Here is an 18,237-nt window from a genome sequence, read left to right on the forward strand (position 1 = left end):
CCGTGATCACCCTGTCCGCACCTCACATCAGCGACGCCGAGCGAGACAGCGTCCTCCGCGTGCTCGACAGCGGCATGCTCGCCCAAGGTCCCGAGGTCGCAGCGTTCGAGGCGGAGTTCGCAGCGCGGATCGAGGCCGAGCACGCCGTCGCCGTCAACTCGGGCACCTCGGCACTCCATCTCGGACTCATGGCGGCCGGCGTCGAGCCGGGGCAAGAGGTCATCGTCCCGTCGTTCACGTTCGCGGCGACCGCGAACGCCGTCAGGCTGGCGGGGGCCGAGCCGGTCTTCGTCGACATCGAGCTCGACACGTTCTGCATGAGCGCCGAGGCCGCCGCCGCGGCGTGCACCGACCGCACGGCAGCGGTCATGCCGGTCCACCTCTACGGCCACCCGGCCGACATGGACGCCTTCGGGCGGCTCTGCGACCGCCGTGGGCTGCTGCTCGTCGAAGACGCAGCGCAGGCGCATCTCGCCACCTGGAACGACCGGTTCGTCGGCACGTTCGGCCTCGGCATGTTCTCCTTCTACCCCACCAAGAACATGACGTCGGGCGAAGGCGGCATGATCACGACGTCCGACGCCGAGCTGGCCCGCGCCGCGCGCCTGCTGCGCAACCAGGGGATGGAGCGTCGCTACGAGAACGAGATCGTCGGGTTCAACTGTCGGATGACCGACCTGCACGCTGCGATCGGTCGAGCACAGCTCGCCCGACTCGACGAGTGGACCAGCCGTCGCCGCGACATCGCCGCCCGGTACGACCGGGAGCTGACGAGCGTCGTGACACCGTGCGTCGCACCGGCTGCGCGGCACGTCTACCACCAGTACACCGTGCGGGTGCTCGAGCGACGTGACGCGTTCGTCGACCACCTGCACGAGAACGGGGTCGGTGCCGGCGTGTACTACCCGACGCCGGTCCATCGCCTTCCGTCGTTCGGGCTCGACGTCGACCTCCCCGTGACCGAAGCCGCCGCGAGTCAGGTCGTCTCGATCCCGGTGCACCCGAGGCTCACCGACGACGAGGTGAGCCGGGTCATCGAGGTGGTCAACGCATGGTCCTGAGAGCCGGCCTCATCGGCCTGGGCATGATGGGCCGGAACCACGCACGCGTCCTGCAGTCGGTCGACGGCATCGAGCTACGCGTCGTCGCCGATCCGCTCGGCGACACGACCGGAGCCGTGCGAACGGGCACCGTCGTCGATACCGTCGACGCACTGCTCGACCACGAGCTCGACATCTGCGTCGTGGCCTGCCCGACCGAGGACCACGAACGTGTCGGGCTCGCGCTTGCCGACCGGGGCGTGCACGCGCTCGTCGAGAAGCCGCTGGCCCTCGACCTCCCTGCGGCGCGCCGGCTCGCAGCAGCCTTCGATGCGGCCGGGCTGGTCGGGGCGGTCGGCCACATCGAGCGCAGCAACGCTGCGATCCGTTCGCTTCGGACTCGACTGCTCGCGGGCGAGATCGGTGAGGTCTTCCAGGTGGCGACGCGGCGCATCGGACCCTTCCCCGACCGGATCCGTGACGTCGGTGTGGTCAAGGACCTCGCCACCCACGATCTCGACCTCAGCGCCTGGGTCGGTGGTTCGCGCTACAAGACGATCGCGGCGCGCACCGTCTCCAAAGCCGGGCGCGAGCACGAGGACCTCGTCGCGGCCACCGGTGTGCTCGACGACGGCACCGTCACCAGCCACCTCGTCAACTGGCTGACGCCGTTCAAGGAACGCCTCGTCGTCGCCACCGGCGAGCGCGGCTGTCTCATCGCGGACACCTTGCTCGCCGACCTCACGCTCTACAAGAACGGCAGCGTGCCGGTCGAGTGGGACTCGATCTCGGGGTTCCGCGGTGTGTCCGAGGGCGACGTCATCCGCTTCGCGATCCCCAAGCCCGAACCGTTGCGCGTCCAGCTCGAGCACTTCCGAGATGCCGTGCTCGGCCGACCGGCCGAGATCGTCACCATGTCCGAGGGCATGGCCGCCGTCGCCGTGGCCGACGCGGCGATCGAATCGGCTCGCACCGGAACCGCCCTCGACGTCGAGCAGGATCTGCCATGAACGTCACCGTCGTGGCGCTCGGCAAGATCGGGCTCCCGCTCAGCGTCCAGATCGCCGCCAACGGCCACACGGTCGTCGGCGTCGACATCGACCCGAGGGTCGTCGACCTCGTCAACGAGGGACGCGAACCCTTCCCCGGCGAGGCCGAGCTGGACGTGCGGCTCGAGGCCGTGGTGACCGCCGGGAGTCTCCGGGCCACGACCGACTTCGCCGACGCGATCCCCGGCGCCGATGCGGTCGTCGTGGTGGTGCCCGTCGTCGTCGACCTGGACGCACGACCGGACTTCCGGGCCATCGACGCTGCGACCGAGGCGATCGGCACGCATCTCACTGCGGGCACGCTGGTCAGCTACGAGACCACGCTGCCGGTGCACACGACCCGCCAGCGCTTCGTGCCGGGACTCGAACGAGCGTCCGGCCTCGCGCCGGGGCGGGACTTCTTCGTGTGCCACAGCCCCGAGCGCGTGTTCACCGGCCGCGTGTTCGCCGACCTCCGCAAGTACCCCAAGCTCGTCGGTGCGGTCGACGAACCGTCGGCAGCTCGCGCCGTCGACTTCTACCAGCAGGTGCTCGACTTCGACGAGCGCGACGACCTGCCACAGCCGAACGGGGTGTGGGATCTCGGCAGCGCCGAGGCGGCCGAGCTCGCGAAGCTGGCCGAGACCACCTACCGCAACATCAACATCGCCCTCGCGAACGAGCTCGCGCTCCACGCAGAATCGATCGGCATCGACGTGCTGCCCGTGATCGACGCAGCGAACAGCCAACCGTTCAGCCACATCCACCGGCCCGGCATCGCGGTCGGCGGTCACTGCATCCCCGTGTACCCGAAGTTCTACCTGTCGGTCGACGAGCAGGCGACGCTGCCGGCCGCTGCGATCGAGCTGAACGAATCGATGCCCCGACGGGCCGCCGAGGCGACGCGTGCCCATGTCGGGGATCTTCGTGGCAAGCGGGTCGCCGTGCTCGGCGTCGCCTATCGCGGCGGCGTCAAGGAGACCGCCTTCTCCGGAGCCTTCCCGTTGGCCGCCGCGTTGCGCGAGATGGGCGCCGAGGTCGTTGCCCACGATCCCCTCTACGACGACGACGAACTGACGTCGCTGGGGTTCGAGCCCCACCACCTGGGCGACCCGTGCGATGCGGCGGTGATCCAGACGGACCACGATCGGTATCGCGACCTTCGGGCAGACGATCTGCCGGGCGCCGCGTTCGTGTACGACGGCCGACGCGTCGTCGACGCCGCACGCCTCGCGCCGATCGCCGTGCACGTCATCGGCACCGGACACTGAGGTGCGAGTCCTCAGCGTTGTCGGAACGCGCCCGCAGTTCGTCAAGCTCGGACCCGTCGACGGCGCGCTGAGTGCGAGCGGCATCGACCACGTCATCGTCCACACCGGCCAGCACCACCACGAGTGGCTCTCCGACGCCTTCTACCGTGAGCTCGGGCTACCCGCACCCGACGACCACCTCGCCGTCGGGTCGGGGTCGCACGGGGCCCAGACCGCCCGCATGCTCGAGGCGTGCGAGCGGTCGGTCCAGGAACACCGCCCCGACGTCGTCGTCAACTACGGCGACACGAACTCGACGCTCGCCGGCACGCTCGCAGCCGCCAAGCTCCGCATCCCGACCGTGCACGTGGAAGCAGGCGTGCGGTCCTTCGACCGCTCGATGCCGGAGGAGATCAACCGGCTCGCCGTCGACCACGTCTCGACGAGCTGCCTCGCGCCGACGCAGACGGCGATGGACAACCTCGCCGCCGAGGGTCTGGGCGACCGGGCGACACTCGTCGGCGACGTGATGATCGACGTGCTCCTGCGGACCCACGCCACGGTCACCGATGCCGACGTCGCCGCCGAGGTCGACCCCGAGGCCGGCTACGTCCTCGCCACGCTGCACCGGCCCGAGAACACCGACCATCCTGAGCGGCTCGCGTCGATCATCGACGCCCTCGCGTCGTTCGACACGCCGGTGCTGTTCCCCGCACATCCCCGAGTGCTCGACCAGGCTGAGCGCCACCGAGTTCGACTCGATCGTGGCAGCGTCATCGTCGTCGCGCCGCTGAGCTACCGCTCGCTGATCGCAACGCTCGCGCACGCCCGTGCCGTGATCACCGACTCGGGCGGACTCCAGAAGGAGGCCCACGTCCTCGGTGTACCCTGCACGACCGTGCGGGGGTCGACCGAGTGGCCGGAGACGCTCGTCGGCGGCTCCAACGTCTTGTGCCCCGACCCGGGCACGCTCGGCGACGTCGCCTTCCGCGATGTCGCCGTCACACCGCCCCCGGCGGTTCCCGAGGCAGCTCCCCTGGTCGTCCGGGCGATCCGCGACCTCGTCGAGTCATGACCCGAGCCGATCGGCGGCCCCACGTCGCGATGATCGTCGCCAACGACATCACGATCGACAGCCGGGTCAAGAAGACGGCTGCGACGTTGGCCTCGCTCGGGTACGCCGTCACCCTCGTCGGGGTGTCGAAGGGGGCACGCGAGGAGGGCCGGCTCGGCGACTGTCGTCTCATCAGGGTCGCCGACCAGGCGATCTTCAGGAACGCCGCAGCCTCCGATCGCAGCCTTCGCCGCCCTCGCTCCTGGTTCGGCTACCGGTCCCGGAGCGACTACGTCCTCGCCCGGCACCGAATCAGGTTGCGAGAGCGTTCCCTCCAGGCCGACATCGGTCGCGATCGCACCGCTGGGCCCCGTCGTGCGACACGGCGGCTCGAACGCGCCTATTGGTCCCTTCGCCGCCGGGTGACCGACCGCCGCGCCGCGATCGGCACCGACGCCGGTCGCACGTCGTCGGGCGGTTACCTGGCCAGCGCTGCGGCGTTGCAGGCACAGCTCGACGACTGGGAGTTCACGGTCGGCGTCGAGCTCGACCGCCTCGAACCGGACGTCATCCACGTCCACGACGTCCATCTGCTGGGCATCGCCGAGCGCGCGGTGGCCAGGGCCCGCGGGGCCGGACGACGTGTCCACCTCGTGTACGACGCACACGAGTACGTGCGCGGAGAGACCCACCTCGACGCAGGCGTGCTCGCCCGGTTCACCGAGATCGAGCGCGCCGGCATCGCGGCCGCCGATGCGGTCACCACCGTCTCACCGCTGATCGCCGAGTGGCTCGCACGAGACCATGGCGTCGACCGCGTCGACGTCGTCCTCAACGCCCCCTCCCTGTCGTGGCCGCGCGCCAGCGAGCACTCGGTCCGGGCGGCGGCCGGCGTGCTCCCGGAGACGCCCCTCGTCGTCTATGCCGGAGGTCAGAGTGACGCCCGAGGCGTGCCCGAGCTGATCGACGCCATCGGGATGCTGCCCGACGTGCACTGCGTCCTCGTCGCCAGCCCGACCAACCGGTACGTCTACGTCCAGCGCGAACGCGCAGTCCAACTCGGCTGGGGCGAGCGCGTCCACATCGCGCCCTACGTCGCGCCCGAGCACGTGCCGTCGTACCTCAGCACGGCGGACGTCGGCGTCATCCCGCTCCGTCACACGCCGAACCACGACGCTGCGTTGCCGAACAAGATGTTCGAGTACCTGCACGCCGGCCTCCCGATCGTCACGTCCGATCTGCCGCTCGCCGCCGCGTTCGTCACCGAGCACGAGCTCGGGAAGGTCTTCGCAGCCGGGGACCCCCAGCCGCTCGCGGACGCGCTCCGCTCGGTCATCGACGATCTCGCGACCTACGCGTGCGCGGCCACGGACGAGCTGGCCCGGGCCCACTCGTGGGAGGCCCAGGAATCCACGATCGCCGACGTCTACGCCCGTCTCGGGCTGGGTGCACGTCCCTCGCCGCGGTCGCCTGCCGGCGCCGACCATCCCCACACGGTCGCCCCGTCGAACGCCACGCTGTTGATCGGTCCCGCGAACATGGCGGGCCAGGCCAACTCGTGGGCCGAGGCGCTGCGACGCCACACCGACGTCGACGCCACGTCGATGACACTCGAACGCGCGGGCGGCCTGTACTTCGCGACCGATCGGACGATCCCGCGCGCCTCGTGGACGTCGCGCACGTGGCAGGTGCAGCAGCTGCTCGAGCTCCCGAACACCTTCACCCACGTCCTCCTCGAGGCGGGCATGGGAGTGCTCGGCGATCTCAACGGCGGCCGGCTCGCAGGCGACACCCCGTTCCTCGTCGCCAGGGGGATCCGACCGGCCGCCGTGTTCCACGGATCCGACATCCGCGATCCGAGACGACACGCGGCGAGCCATCCGTTCTCCCCGTTCCGTGATCCGTTCGACGACCTCACGGCGCGGCTGCAGCAACGGGTCGACGAGACACGCCGCCATCTCGACGAGTTCCCGGGGCCGGTGTTCGTCACGACCCTCGATCTGTTCGACGACCTGCCGGACGCCATCTGGCTCCCCACGTGCCTCGATCCGGACGTCTGGCGGGCCGACGCGCCGCCCAGCTTCGCGGGCGTCCCGCGGGTGCTGCACGCCCCGACCCGTACCCAGCTGAAGGGATCCGAGCAGGTCGATCCACTCCTCCACCAGCTCGAGTCGGAGGGACTGATCACCTACGACCGGGTCCACGGCGTTCCCCATCACGAGATGCCGGCGCGCGTGGCCGCCGCAGACATCGTGCTCGACCAGTTCGTCATCGGCCACTACTGCCACTTCTCGATCGAAGCCATGGCGACGGGCCGAGTCGTCATCGCCAACGTCCCCGACCACGTACGCGATCGACTCGACACCCCGATCCCGATCGTGCAGGCCGATCCATCGACACTCGAGTCGGTGCTGCGGTCGGTGCTCGCCGACCCGACCGCCGCCCTGGAGCTAGCATCGGCCGGACCCGAGTTCGTACAGCGCACCCATGACGGGCGCCTGTCGGCGCAGCAACTCGAGCGCTGGATCGACGGGACCGACCTCGAGCCCATCCCCAGCGCCCCCGACGACACGCAGGAAGACACCGGTGAACGACCGAGGCCGATCGATGACAACTGACGCCGCGTCCGGCCGATCGCCGTCCGGGTGGCGCCGCCTGCTCCCTCGCCGCGCCGCCCGTCCGCCGCGAACTGCGTTCGTGAAGGTCTACGGGGTCCAGCGCAGCGGGACGAACTGGATGCGGTTCGTGATCGAGCAGAACTTCGTGTCGACGCACGTCGTCGACCTGCCGCTCGGGAGCAAGCACGCCGCCCCCGACCCGGTGACGGCCATCGAGGCCTTCCGGGACGGCGGCGGCGAGCGCTACGAGGGCGGGCCGCTCCCGTTCCAGCCGTCCGAGCTCGACTACGACGTCGACGAGCTCGAGGCGAGCCTCCGACGGGGCGACGCTCGTGCGGTCGTGGTGATCAAGTCGCTCGTGCCGTGGCTGGCGAGCTACCACCGGTACCGCAGACTGAAGGCCAAGAACCAGCAGATGGAGCTGACGCCGAAGGTGGTCGAGATCTACACGAACCTGTGGATCGAACGGAACTCGGCGTTCGTCCTGGGCGTGCCCGAGCACTTCCCGCGCTGGCTGCTCGCCGACCACGCTGCGTTCTTGAGCGACTTCGACGCCCAGATGGAGCACATGGCGTCGACGCTCGAGCTGGTCGGCGCCCATCCGACCTGGGTGAACACCGACAAGGCGATGAAGCGCGGCGGCGACCTCGTCTCGTCGGACGACCTCGAGACCACCCGACCGTTCCGGCCCGAGACCCAGACCGTCGAGTCGGCGTCCGAACTGCTGACCCCCGAGACCCTGCAGACGGTCACCGACCTGGTCGAGGCCACCGACCTGCCACCGATCCTCGCGCCCTTCGCGGCGATCGACCCGACGCTGCTCGACGGCGAGTGACCACTCGGGTCACCCGTACCCGAATCGGTCCTGGAACTCAGCGCCGTTGCGGTGCGCCCACGCCGCGATCGACCGGGCGCCCGGCGAGAGCTCACCCGATGCGTGGCGCCCGACCGACCGCCGCGTGACGGCTCCGTCGTGCAACTCGACCTCGTGGGCGCGCTGGAACAGGGCGGCGAGGTTCCGGTCGGGTCGGCCGTCGAGCGGCCAGTCGAGCCACTGCCCCAACTCGGCCCGCACGCCGGCATCACCCGTGAGATCCTCGTACCGGACGATGCGGTGGTCGCGTCCGCCGAGTGCATCGACGACTGCGAGGATGCCACCGGGCGCTTGGGTGAGGTAGGTGCGCAACCACTCGTCGTCGTAGCGCGGGTCGTCGTCGCGTCGGGCCTTCTCGTACAGGCTCACCGCCACGTCGCGCAGGTCGCGAACGAGCACGATCGTGTGCTTCGGCCGCAGGATGTCGAGGCTCGCAACGAGCACGTCGTGGCGGACCTCCTTCACGCCCCACTTCTCGAGCGCCAGGATCCGGTCGCGGAAGATGCGTCCGATCCGCTGCTCGGGCGTCTCGTCCACGCGGAGCGGCCACTCGTCGTCGCCGATCGCGATCCCGACCGATCTGGCCTGCGCGAGGACGTCCCTCCCGGTCGTCGCGTTCGCGAAGCGCGGTTCGACGATCAGCCAGCGGGTGGGCGGCGTGGTCAAGAGGTTGGCCAGCATCGTGCTGCCCGAGCGTCCGAGGGCAGCGATGTAGAGGTCTGCGGGCGGCAGCGAGAGATCGATCATGGCGTGACGCCTCGTGACCGGGTCACCTGCCGAGCGCGCTGAGCATCGGCTGCAGACGCCCCCGGATCCACCTGCTGCGCCGAATCCGCGGCGCGAGCGACGCCACGAGCTCGCACTCGGCGCCGATCGTGCGCTCGACGCCGCAGCTCGCCCGCACCGCGGCGGCAGCCCTGCGCGAGCGTTCGAGGAACTGGTCCGGGTCGTCCTGCAGCGCGAGGACGGCCTCGGCCAGGCAGGCGGCGTCCTCGGGTGGACACAGCACGCCCGCGTCCTCGGGCACGTACTCGGGCACCGCTGCGACGGCGGTCGTGACCGGCACGAGACCGCTGCTCATCGCCTCGAGTGACGTGAGGCCCTGGCTGTCCCACCGAGAGGGAACGAGCATCACACCGTGGTCGCCGTGGAGCTCGGCCAGGCGCTCGGGACTGACGAATCCACGGCTGATCGTGACGTTGTCGAGCTCGTGCAGCGGCCCGGTGCACTCGTCGAAGTACTTGCCGTCGCCGACGATCGTGACGTGCATCTCGGCGAAGTGATCGCTGTCGGCCAGGCGCAGCACTGCGTCCCGCGAGAGGTCGTTCGCGTAGTTGCGAGCGTTGAAGCTCCGGACCCACAGCACCCGACGCCGCTGCTCGGCCGAACGCTCCCGGTACGGGAAGACCTCGTCGTCGACGACGTTCGGTATCACGTGGGGGTGCCGTGGCGGCCGACGAACGAAGTCCTCGGCAATGCCCTGCATGAAGTGCGAGACGAAGACGGTGTGGATGTTCTCGGACTCGAAGACCTCCGACATCGCCGAGCGCCGCGTGCGGTTCAGCTCGTCGAGGAACTCGCGGTGCTCGCGCAGGTAGTCCTCGTCGAAGTTGAACGCCAGCTCACGCCAGTCGCGGGCCTCGAACCCGTGCACCCAGACGACGAACGGCAGCGTGGACGCGAACGGTTGCAGCACCTCCCACAGCGCCGGCTCCATGTGGTGCACGCCGATCAGCACGGGTTCGAGCTGGTCGACGAGGCCGGCGACCATCTCGCGACTGGTGCGATGCACCTTGACGCCGTCGACGACCGACGTCCGCACCCTGCGGCCGTTCAGGTCGGTGACGACGACATGCGTGCGGATCCCGTACTCGGCGTAGCGGCGGACGCGGGCACGGACGAACTCGCCGCCATACGGGTACCGGCCACCCGGATAGCGGGGGCAGATCACCATGATCGCCGGTGGCTCGGGCCGGACCGCGCGGACGGCGCGAACGCCTCTGGAGGCCACGCGGCGTCCCACGGCGCCGACCTGCCTGTCGATGCGTTTGCCGTCGATCATCGGTCGCAGCCGCTTGAGGACCATGTCGTCCCCTTGCGTTCGGGCCGCCACCTCGTCGTCGAGCGCGCGCCCGACCTGTCCGAGCTGCTGTTCGATGCGGCGCATCGAGCTGCGGAGCTCGTCCATGTCCTCTGCCATCGCCCGCGCCATGAGCAGGTCTGCGTCGTCGGGCTCCGGTGTCGATGTGTCCATACGAGGCTCCCTTGGTCGTCTACAGCAGGTCGACGATGAGGTCGATGAGGCGGTCGGTCTGAGCTGCGCGCGAGAAGGCCATCCGGTCGGCACGTGGAGCGAAGCTCGGCTCGAACGAGGCGACGAAGTCCGCGACGTCCTCTTCGGTGTTGCGGACCCAGTGCACACCGTCGAGGTTCGCGGTGAGGTCGTGGAGCTCGCCGGTCTGCGGCTCGCCGTCGGTGAGGATCACGATCTCGAGGTCCGCACCGATGTAGTCGAACACCTTGGTGGTGTGCTCGAACGGATCACCGTTGGTGATGATCAGCCCGACGTCGGCCTCGGCGAGGATCTCGCCGAGCTCGGTGTACGGAACTCGACCGATCGCCTCGACATCGGGGCGGTCGAGGTCGGCGAGCCGCGGGTCGGGAGGGCCGACGTGGACGAGCCGATGCGGCGAGCCGTCGAGACTCGCCAGCAGGTGCCGCGGATCGTGGGTCGCGTAGAGGCGCCCGGCCAAGACGATCGTGGCGCCGTCCGACGATCGAGGGCCGTGGGATCGCGGCACCGCCACCTTCTCGTCGAACCCGTTCGAGATCACGACGCGGCGCCCCTGGTACGCCTCGCCGCACACCAGATCGAGACAGGTCCCGTTCACGGTGGTGACGGCGTCGGCGTGCGGCAGGAACTCCTGCTGGAAGCGCGTCAGCAGTGCCGTCTGCACCTCGTTGTGCGACAGCCGGGGATTGTTCACGAAGGGATCGCGGAAGTCGAGGACCACTCGGCTGCCGAGGCCGCGGATCTGCGCAGCCGCGTCGAAGCAGTAGAAGGGGTTGCCGGTCATCACCACGACGTCATACGGCTTGGCGGCCTCGAGCGCCTCGACGAGATACGGCGTCCACGTCGACGAGATGGTGTCGAGGCGAGCGGCGTCCAGTTCGGCCACGACCTCGCGGCGTTCCTCGCCGAGCGGCGTCGCCAACCCACGATCGATCACCGTGCGGCTGCGCTCGAGCGGCGGGAACGTCGCCGACGCCGTGAAGAGATCGACGGTGACGTCCAGGCCGCGGGCCGTCGCGAGCGAGGGCATCCTCCGGTACCAGTATTCGACGCGATTCACACCGACCGACTCGGTCGGCGGCCCGAAGTACGACACGAGCGCGACTCGAACGTCGGCGTCGTCGAGCACGTCCTCGACAGGGCCGGCATCGTCGAGCGCGTCGACGAGTCGTTCGATCTCGTCGACGAGGGCACCTTCGACCGGCCGAGCCGAGAAGATGAGCCGGCGTTGCCACTCCTGCGGATCAGGGCCGTCGAGGAGCCGGGCGATCGCCCCGTTGATCAGCTCCCACGACTTCCAGTGGCTCGACAGCTCGGCTCGGTATACGAGCACATAGGGCTGCCCGAGGCTGCGAACGACCAGCTCGGCGACGCGGTGGCTGACTGCGCGATGGTCGACCACGACGAGGGCAGGCGGTCCGAGGTCGCGAACGGCGCGCACCACGTCGGCGCTCACCGCCGTGTGCGTGCGCGGCACCTGCGACCCGAGCTGGGAGAGCGCGACGACCGACAGGTCGAGATCGGCCTCCGGGTCGCCGGGGTCGGGCTCGCCGAGGTCGAGCTCGCCGAGCACGAGCACGTGGGGGCGCGGCGCCGCGGGCCGGGCACGAGCCGCTCTGTCCGCCGCGCGTCGACGCACTCGGTTGAGGTCCTCGGAGAGTCGAATCGTGTGGGCGACCGAGGCTTCGACGACCGGATCCGAGCGGCTGAGCTCGCCACAGACGCCGTCCGGTGCGACCCAGATCACCGTTGGTGTCGGGTTCAGGACCGCGATCGGCGCGTACCCCAGTTCCGTCATGAGGGTGCGCAGTTCGTGGTAGGCGACGAGGCTCTGGACCTCGGCCGTGACGACCGGTCGATGCACCTGCAGCACGTGGCGAGCGCCGGCGAGCACCGCTGGTTCGTGCCCCTCGACGTCGATCTTGATCAGCCCGATGCGTGCACCGTCCTGTGCGAAGCGGTGCTGCGACCACAGCTGATCCAACGTCGTGGTCGGCACCTCGACGCCTCCGTCCGGCGACGGCGCCTCGATCGAGGCCGTGCCCGCGTCGGCTTCGGACAGCTGACCGAGGCTCGCCGTACCGGCGTGGTCGGAGAGCGCGACGTTCACGAGGTCGGCTCGGCCGGGCGGGACGCTGCGGCCGACGTTGTCGGCCAGGAGTCGGAACGACGGCGGGTTCGGCTCGGCAGCGACGACCGACATCCCCATGACAGCCGCGAAGTACAGCGTGTGGTTGCCGATGTGCGCACCGACGTCGATCGCGACGGTGTCGCGAGGGATCACGCTCGACAACAGCTCGAGGAAGCCGAGCTCGTAGAAGGTGCCCTCGCGACGCAGGAACGCCGACACCGAGCAGTTCTCCTGTGTCGACACGACCAGGTGATGGCCGTCGTACTCGATCGTTGCGTCGCTCATGTCGGGGTTGCCTCTCGATGGACTCGCTCGACGTTCCGTACGTACTCGTCCTCGATCGCCTCCCATGAGTAGCAGGCGCGAGCACGTTCGGCCGCCTGCCGGCGTTGGGAGGCCGTGGGCGGGTCGTCGAGGAGGCGCACGATGGCCGCCGCGAGCGATCGCGCGTCGTCGCTGCGAGCCCCCTCGAATCTCGCCGAGCACGCGCCGGCGAGCTCGATCCAGAGCGGGAAGTCGGTGGCGGCCACGGGCAGGCCCATCATCATGTACTCGAACAGCTTGTTGGGCTGCGACTCGACGTGGTTGGCGAGCGCCAGGAACGGCAGCACCGCCACGTCGGCTCGTGTGAGCGCGTCGTAGACCTCGTCGCGCGGCCTCCATCCGGCGACGTCGGTGTCGGCCCAGCCATCGAGCTGTGCCAACTCGTCGCACAGCGACGGCGGGGTCAGCCGACCGACGATCTCGAGCCGGGCGTCGTGTGTCGTGTTGACGATCGCCATCGCCTCGACGAGTGCCCGTGCACCCCGCGCGAGACGGAGGTCGCCGACGTACAGCACCCTGGCCGGTTCGGCACCGCGGGCCGTCCCGGGCCCGACATCCAGCCGGGGGGCGTCCGCGAGCAGGGGGCGGTTCAGCACGAGCATCGATCGATCGGCTGCGAAGCGACGACGGATCGCCGGCGTCGCGCAGAAGACCGCGCTGACCCTCCTGGTGGCGAGCAGCTCGAGGCGTCCGAACGCGGCACCGGCGAGCCGACGAAGCACGGCCGGGATCCACTCCTTGTCGCGGATCTGGGCCGCGTAGTCCTCGTGGGCGTCGTACACCAACGCGGCGGGCCGGCGGCGGCGGAAGCCGAGACGCAGCAACTCGGGGTCGTGCAGCACGACCACGTCGGGCCGAAGGGCCTCGATGGCGTCGCCGATGCGAGCGACGAGCCGCGTCATCCGGTGCCGGCGCACGTCGGCGCGTCCGACGCCGACGACGTTCACGCCATCGACCACCCGCTCGCCGTCGCCAGGTGCGAGCAGCGTGACGTGATGTCCGTGACGTGCCAAGGAGCGACACTGGCGTTCGAAGATCCGGCCGTCGTCCCACCGATGGACGGAGGTTGCGTGGACGACGCGGAGCGTGGCGCCGTCGGCTGATCTCAGAGGTCCTCGGTGGTCGATGCTTCCTCTCCCACGTTGATCCGGCGTTGGTACTCCTTGATGACGGGCCGTGGCTCGCCGGCCGCCACCAGGTTGCCATGGTCGAGGAGGATGCACTCGGTCGACAGCTCGCGGACCGACTGGAGGGCATGGCTGACCAGCACGATCGAGCCCGCCTTGTCGCACAGCTCGCGCATCTTCATCGTCGCCTTCTTCTTGAAGCTCGCGTCGCCCGCGGACAGGGCCTCGTCGACGAGCAGGATGTCGGGGTCCATGTGCACCGAGACGGAGAACGCCAGCCGGCCCGTCATGCCCGAGCTGTACGCCCGCACGGGGAAGTCGATGAACTCCTCGAGCCCGGAGAAGGCGACGATCTCGTCGAACCGCTCGCGGATCTCGGGCCGGGTGAGACCCGCTGCGAGACCACCCAACATGACGTTCTCGCGCCCGCTCAGGTTGCGATTGAAGCCGAGCCCGAGCGACAGCAGGGTCGAGATCTCGCCGTACACCTCGACCTTGCCGGAGGTCGGCGGGAGGATGCCGGCGAGCACGCGCAGCAGGGTCGACTTCCCCGCGCCGTTGTGCCCGATCACGCCGAGGACGCCCCCGCGGGGAACATCGATCGAGACACCCTTCAGCGCTTCGATGGTGCGGACCTCCCGGCGACCCCCGAAGATCCTGCTGACCGACGTCTTCAGCGTCGGGTTGACGTCCATCGTCGTCCGGTACGTGAGGTGGATGTCGGTGGCCCGGATCGCATACGGGGATTCAGATGCGGACGGCAAACTCACGCTCCTTGCTGAGGAAGAGCACGACGCCCGTCGTGAGCACGACCACGGACCAGCCCACGCTCACGAGGAGGTCGGTCGCCTGCGGTGCGAGGCCGTCGACCACCACGCGCTGCCAGGCGCCGATGATGTCGAACAGCGGGTTCAGGTGCGTCCAGGGTCGCGCCCCGCTCGGCACCTCGGAGGGCCGATACAGCACCGGCGAGAGATAGAGCCAGATGCGGAGCACGTAGCTCAACAGGCTGGACGTGTCCCGGAAGTACACGGTGAGCACCGCGAGGAGCAGCATCAGGCCGGTCGAGATCGCCGTCTGGATCACCAGGATCGGGACGAGCCAGAGGAGATGCGGACCGATCGGGAAGCCGACCGCCACGACGAGCACGGCGAGCACGATCAGCTGAGCCCGGTGGCTCATCATCGCGTTGAACAGCGCCGAGAGCGGCAGGAGGAGGCGAGGGAAGGCGGAGTTGAGCAGGAGGCCGCCGCCACCGACGACGGAACCCGCCCCGGATGCCATGACCTCACGGGAGTAGAAGAAGGCGAACAACCCGGAGATGAGGGCGACGATGCCGTCGATGCCGCCCGACGAGCCGCGGATGATCGTGATCAGGAACCAGTAGACGAGCGCGAGGAGCAGCGGGTTGAGCAGGTTCCACACCTGGCCGAACAGCGAGTCGACGTGGCGGGCACGACGGCCCGAGCGCGCCATCTCGAACGCGAACCGCCGCCGCGTCCAGAGCGCGGACGCGTAGGGGCGAATGGGCGGCAACCCGGCCCGGTAGGGCGCGAAGACGGAGGTGGGCCGTTGGACCTCGGTCATTGCGAGCGTGCTGTCTCGACGAGCTGCAGGAACGGTGCGTCGGCGAGAACGAGATCGTCGCGGCCGAGCGCTGTGGCATAGGCCGCGCACAGCAGGGCCTCCTGGCGTTCCCAACTCAGCTCGCGCATCAAGTCGGCACTGTACCGAGCAACGTACTGCCACCGGTCGGCGATGACCTGCCGCGCTGCCACTGCGAAGTCGTCGGCATCTCCGCTGACGAACACCTCGCCGATGCCGTGACGATGCACGAACTCGGCCATCTCCCTCGTGTCGGACACGACCACGGGCAGGCCCGCCTGGACGTACTCGAGCAGCTTGGTCGGCACCGCGATCTCGGCGTTGGGGTAGTGGGTGAGCGGATAGATGCCGGCCGTCGCATCGCTGATGAACGGGGCGATCCGGTCGGGCGGGACGTAGGGGTGGACGTGGACCCGGTCGTCGACGCCCAGGCGGCGCGCCTCGGCCACCAGATCGGCGACGTGTTGCGACGACACGTCGGCGAGCAGGACCAGGTGGACGTCGGCGAGTGCGGTGAGGGCGGCGACGACCGTGTCGAGGCCGCGCTTGGGCTTGACGACGCCCGGATACACGAGGACCGGAGCATCGCCGAGCGCGAAGGTCGATCGCAGCTGCCCGGCGTCGGCGCGACGATCCCGCCACTCCGGTGGGGCGTTCAGGACGACCGTCGGGCGGTCCGCCAGGCCAAGCCCGGCGACGAGCTCACCCGCCAGCGCCTCGCCCACGGTCAGCACACCGTCGGCTGCGGGTGCGACGAGCCGCTCGAGCCCGTCGGCCGCGACGGTCTTCGGGATCGCGCGTTCGGCTCTGAGGCCGGCCACCCACTCGTGCGCGTCGTAGATCCAGCGCACGCGGCGCCCCGCCGCGCCGGCGCGTCGCGCGTAGGTCGTTCCGACGGCCGCCATGAAGATGTCGTGGGCATGGATCAGATCGGGCTCGAACTCCCACAGCACGGGCACCATCTCGTTGACGTAGCCGGCCACGAACGGGAGCTGCTCGGACAGGAGCAGCTCGAGCTCGCCGCGTCGATCGACCCCGCCGATCGCGATCGGCGGACGCACATGTGCGCGCCGCCGCACGACGAACCATCCGTCGAGGACGAGTGCCCGGCTGCGCTCGAACTGGAGACGCGCCCAGGACACGGCACGGCTGCCACGAGAGGTCCGCGAGGCGAGATCGTGCTTGATCCGCTCGATGCGCTCGCGCGTCCGCCGCCGCCGCTCGGTTCGCGCGTCTGCGGCCCGGCCGTAGTTGGCCGACGATCCGAAGGCGAGGGGCGCGAGCGGCCGGATCAGCCACCGACCGTCCGAGCGGCTGACGATCCGCCGGCCGCGAGTGCCGCTGGGCGAGATCGGCACGCGCACGACCGGGATGTCGCCGATCATCGAGTCGTCCCGGCGTGAGGTCGTCGACGTGCCGACGATCATCACGTCGGCACCCATGCGGCGCGCGCTGGCGGCGGTCTTGATGACCCGGCTGTCGCTGCTCACGTCGTTCGCGACGATGACGGCGATGCGCAGGGGGGCGCTCATCGCCCGATGCCCCGGCGAACCCGGCGCCGGACGCCGCGGACCACGCGGGCGGCACCCGACCGGTAGAAGATTCGACGCGCGCGGGGCACCACCTCGAGCGCGATCTCGTCGCGGATCCGCTCCGCGGACGAACGACGTTCGAGTTGCACGACGCCCGGAGCGACGACCGAGCGCAACCGTTCGATCTCGGCCTCCAGGGTGCGGATCCGGCGGTCGTCGCCGACGGCCGGGAACGACGGGTCGGACAGACCCGACGCTCGGTGCGGCCGCTGGTAGAGGTCGACCAGCAGCGGGCCGACGACCTCCATCGAGTGCTTGGCGCGGACCCAGTCGACCGACTCGCGCTTGAGCGCTGCCCGCCGGTCGGGATCGGCGGCGAGACCCTCGAGGACCAGCTCGAGATCGTGGACGGTCGCCTCGACCACCGGGACGCCGGGGTTGCGGTCGCGATTGCGCTCGTGGATGTGGGCGACGGCGATCGCGCCGGCAGCCATCGCCTCGACCGAGACGAGCCCGTGATCGCCGATCGTCAGACTGTCGACCACGATGTCCGCCGCGTGGAAGGCGGCCCGCACGCCATCACGGTCGAGCCCGGTCAGTGGGACGTACTCGATGACACCACGATCGCTGAGCGTTCGGCAGGTGCGATCGACGACGTCGGAGGCCTTGGCCGACCGCCGGGACGGCATGTGAGCGACCCGCGGGATCGTCCGCTCGGCGGCGGGCCGCTTCGCCCACCACTGCGTATCGACGACGTGGGGCAACCACATCGCGTCGGGCACGTAGTCGAGCAGGCCGGGGGTGGACACGAGCAACGCGTCGCAGTAGCGGCGCGCGACCGACACGTTGGCGCGGATGCGGGCCTCGTCGCACTCGACGTCGGCGGACCGCATGTACGAGTCGGGTTCGCGGGCCGTGTGGACGGACTTGAGCCGAACGTCCGAACCGCGGTAGTTCATGATCAGCTTCTTGTCGAGCGACCACAGGAGCGGGAGGTCGGAGAGAGGTGCCACCTCGGGCAGATCGGGGTCGACCAGTGAACGCCCGTATTGGAAGTGGATCACGTCGAAGCTGCGGACCGCATCGTCGAGGACCTGCCACCGATGGAGCGGGTCGGCGCGCAGGCGCCCGAGATCGATCACCCGGTCGGCACCGAACGAGAACGCCGGAGGTCCGTAGCTCCAGACCTCGGCGGAATGGCCGGCAGCCCGGAGGCAGTGCGCGTACGCTTCGGCCTGCCCAGCGATGTTGCGAGGGGCGTACAGAACTCGGAGACGGCGCATGGGCAGGTCGGCCCGCACTGGGCCGGACCGGTACTCTAGCGGCGGCGTCTCGCGCCCCGCATCGTCGTCGGAAGGTGT

General features: G+C 69.9%; 14 protein-coding genes. 6 read left to right on the forward strand and 8 right to left on the reverse strand.

What is annotated here, in order from left to right; all coding sequences use genetic code 11:
• The first annotated feature begins 2 nt into the window (after positions 1-2).
• The 6 genes from QNJ12_RS06115 to QNJ12_RS06140 all read left to right on the forward strand — a co-directional run bounded on the left by QNJ12_RS06115 (position 3) and on the right by QNJ12_RS06140 (position 7,825).
• Positions 3-1,061: a DegT/DnrJ/EryC1/StrS aminotransferase family protein gene (locus QNJ12_RS06115; protein WP_300620281.1), complete on the forward strand. Its 1,059-nt coding sequence runs from the start codon at positions 3-5 to the stop codon at positions 1,059-1,061.
• Positions 1,052-2,050, forward strand: a complete 999-nt coding sequence (locus QNJ12_RS06120) for a Gfo/Idh/MocA family oxidoreductase (RefSeq protein WP_300620284.1) — start codon at positions 1,052-1,054, stop codon at positions 2,048-2,050. The genes QNJ12_RS06115 and QNJ12_RS06120 overlap by 10 nt, the downstream gene beginning before the upstream one ends.
• Complete coding sequence (locus QNJ12_RS06125; RefSeq protein ID WP_300620288.1) at positions 2,047-3,339, forward strand: nucleotide sugar dehydrogenase; 1,293 nt, start codon at positions 2,047-2,049, stop codon at positions 3,337-3,339. Before QNJ12_RS06120 ends, QNJ12_RS06125 begins: the two co-directional genes overlap by 4 nt.
• A 1-nt stretch (position 3,340) precedes the next feature.
• On the forward strand, positions 3,341-4,393 hold the full coding sequence (gene wecB / locus QNJ12_RS06130) for a non-hydrolyzing UDP-N-acetylglucosamine 2-epimerase (RefSeq protein WP_300620291.1): 1,053 nt from the start codon (positions 3,341-3,343) through the stop codon (positions 4,391-4,393).
• Positions 4,390-6,990: a glycosyltransferase gene (locus QNJ12_RS06135; protein ID WP_300620294.1), complete on the forward strand. Its 2,601-nt coding sequence runs from the start codon at positions 4,390-4,392 to the stop codon at positions 6,988-6,990. Before wecB ends, QNJ12_RS06135 begins: the two co-directional genes overlap by 4 nt.
• A gap of 79 nt (positions 6,991-7,069) precedes the next feature.
• The gene (locus QNJ12_RS06140; protein ID WP_300620297.1) at positions 7,070-7,825 is read left to right on the forward strand and encodes a hypothetical protein; all 756 of its coding nucleotides are present in this window, start codon (positions 7,070-7,072) and stop codon (positions 7,823-7,825) included.
• Between the two features lie 9 nt (positions 7,826-7,834).
• Here the strand turns inward: QNJ12_RS06140 and QNJ12_RS06145 are convergent, their stop codons facing one another.
• The 8 genes from QNJ12_RS06145 to QNJ12_RS06180 are packed head-to-tail and all read right to left on the reverse strand — an operon-like array spanning position 7,835 to position 18,159.
• Positions 7,835-8,611 carry a hypothetical protein gene (locus QNJ12_RS06145; RefSeq protein WP_300620300.1) on the reverse strand — a complete coding sequence of 259 codons (777 nt, stop codon included), beginning with the start codon at positions 8,609-8,611 and terminating at the stop codon, positions 7,835-7,837.
• A 22-nt stretch (positions 8,612-8,633) separates the two neighbouring features.
• Positions 8,634-10,118: a glycosyltransferase family 4 protein gene (locus QNJ12_RS06150; protein ID WP_300620303.1), complete on the reverse strand. Its 1,485-nt coding sequence runs from the start codon at positions 10,116-10,118 to the stop codon at positions 8,634-8,636.
• 19 nt (positions 10,119-10,137) lie between these two features.
• Complete coding sequence (locus tag QNJ12_RS06155; protein ID WP_300620305.1) at positions 10,138-12,573, reverse strand: FkbM family methyltransferase; 2,436 nt, start codon at positions 12,571-12,573, stop codon at positions 10,138-10,140.
• On the reverse strand, positions 12,570-13,835 hold the full coding sequence (locus QNJ12_RS06160; RefSeq protein WP_300620308.1) for a glycosyltransferase: 1,266 nt from the start codon (positions 13,833-13,835) through the stop codon (positions 12,570-12,572). The genes QNJ12_RS06155 and QNJ12_RS06160 overlap by 4 nt, the downstream gene beginning before the upstream one ends.
• Positions 13,718-14,509 (reverse strand): ABC transporter ATP-binding protein, encoded by a 792-nt coding sequence (locus tag QNJ12_RS06165; protein WP_367281759.1) that lies wholly within the window; start codon positions 14,507-14,509, stop codon positions 13,718-13,720. Before QNJ12_RS06165 ends, QNJ12_RS06160 begins: the two co-directional genes overlap by 118 nt.
• A complete protein-coding gene (locus tag QNJ12_RS06170; protein WP_300620314.1) occupies positions 14,487-15,326 on the reverse strand; it encodes an ABC transporter permease in 840 nt (279 codons plus the stop codon). Before QNJ12_RS06170 ends, QNJ12_RS06165 begins: the two co-directional genes overlap by 23 nt.
• Positions 15,323-16,876, reverse strand: coding sequence for a glycosyltransferase (locus QNJ12_RS06175; protein ID WP_300620317.1), 1,554 nt, complete (start codon positions 16,874-16,876; stop codon positions 15,323-15,325). Before QNJ12_RS06175 ends, QNJ12_RS06170 begins: the two co-directional genes overlap by 4 nt.
• On the reverse strand, positions 16,873-18,159 hold the full coding sequence (locus QNJ12_RS06180) for a hypothetical protein (RefSeq protein WP_300620320.1): 1,287 nt from the start codon (positions 18,157-18,159) through the stop codon (positions 16,873-16,875). Before QNJ12_RS06180 ends, QNJ12_RS06175 begins: the two co-directional genes overlap by 4 nt.
• Between the last annotated feature and the right edge of the window lie 78 nt (positions 18,160-18,237).

The organism is Ilumatobacter sp. (genome assembly GCF_030065885.1).
GTDB lineage: Bacteria > Actinomycetota > Acidimicrobiia > Acidimicrobiales > Ilumatobacteraceae > Ilumatobacter.

Bases quoted from the DNA above. Each gene is read 5' to 3' on its own strand.
- QNJ12_RS06120 (WP_300620284.1), top strand. From the start codon at position 1,052: ATGGTCCTGAGAGCCGGCCTCATCGGCCTGGGCATGATGGGCCGGAAC.
- QNJ12_RS06135 (WP_300620294.1), top strand. From the start codon at position 4,390: ATGACCCGAGCCGATCGGCGGCCCCACGTCGCGATGATCGTCGCCAAC.
- QNJ12_RS06145 (WP_300620300.1), bottom strand. From the start codon at position 8,611: ATGATCGATCTCTCGCTGCCGCCCGCAGACCTCTACATCGCTGCCCTC.
- QNJ12_RS06170 (WP_300620314.1), bottom strand. From the start codon at position 15,326: ATGACCGAGGTCCAACGGCCCACCTCCGTCTTCGCGCCCTACCGGGCC.
- QNJ12_RS06175 (WP_300620317.1), bottom strand. From the start codon at position 16,876: ATGAGCGCCCCCCTGCGCATCGCCGTCATCGTCGCGAACGACGTGAGC.
- QNJ12_RS06180 (WP_300620320.1), bottom strand. From the start codon at position 18,159: ATGCGCCGTCTCCGAGTTCTGTACGCCCCTCGCAACATCGCTGGGCAG.
- QNJ12_RS06125 (WP_300620288.1), top strand. From the start codon at position 2,047: ATGAACGTCACCGTCGTGGCGCTCGGCAAGATCGGGCTCCCGCTCAGC.
- QNJ12_RS06150 (WP_300620303.1), bottom strand. From the start codon at position 10,118: ATGGACACATCGACACCGGAGCCCGACGACGCAGACCTGCTCATGGCG.
- QNJ12_RS06155 (WP_300620305.1), bottom strand. From the start codon at position 12,573: ATGAGCGACGCAACGATCGAGTACGACGGCCATCACCTGGTCGTGTCG.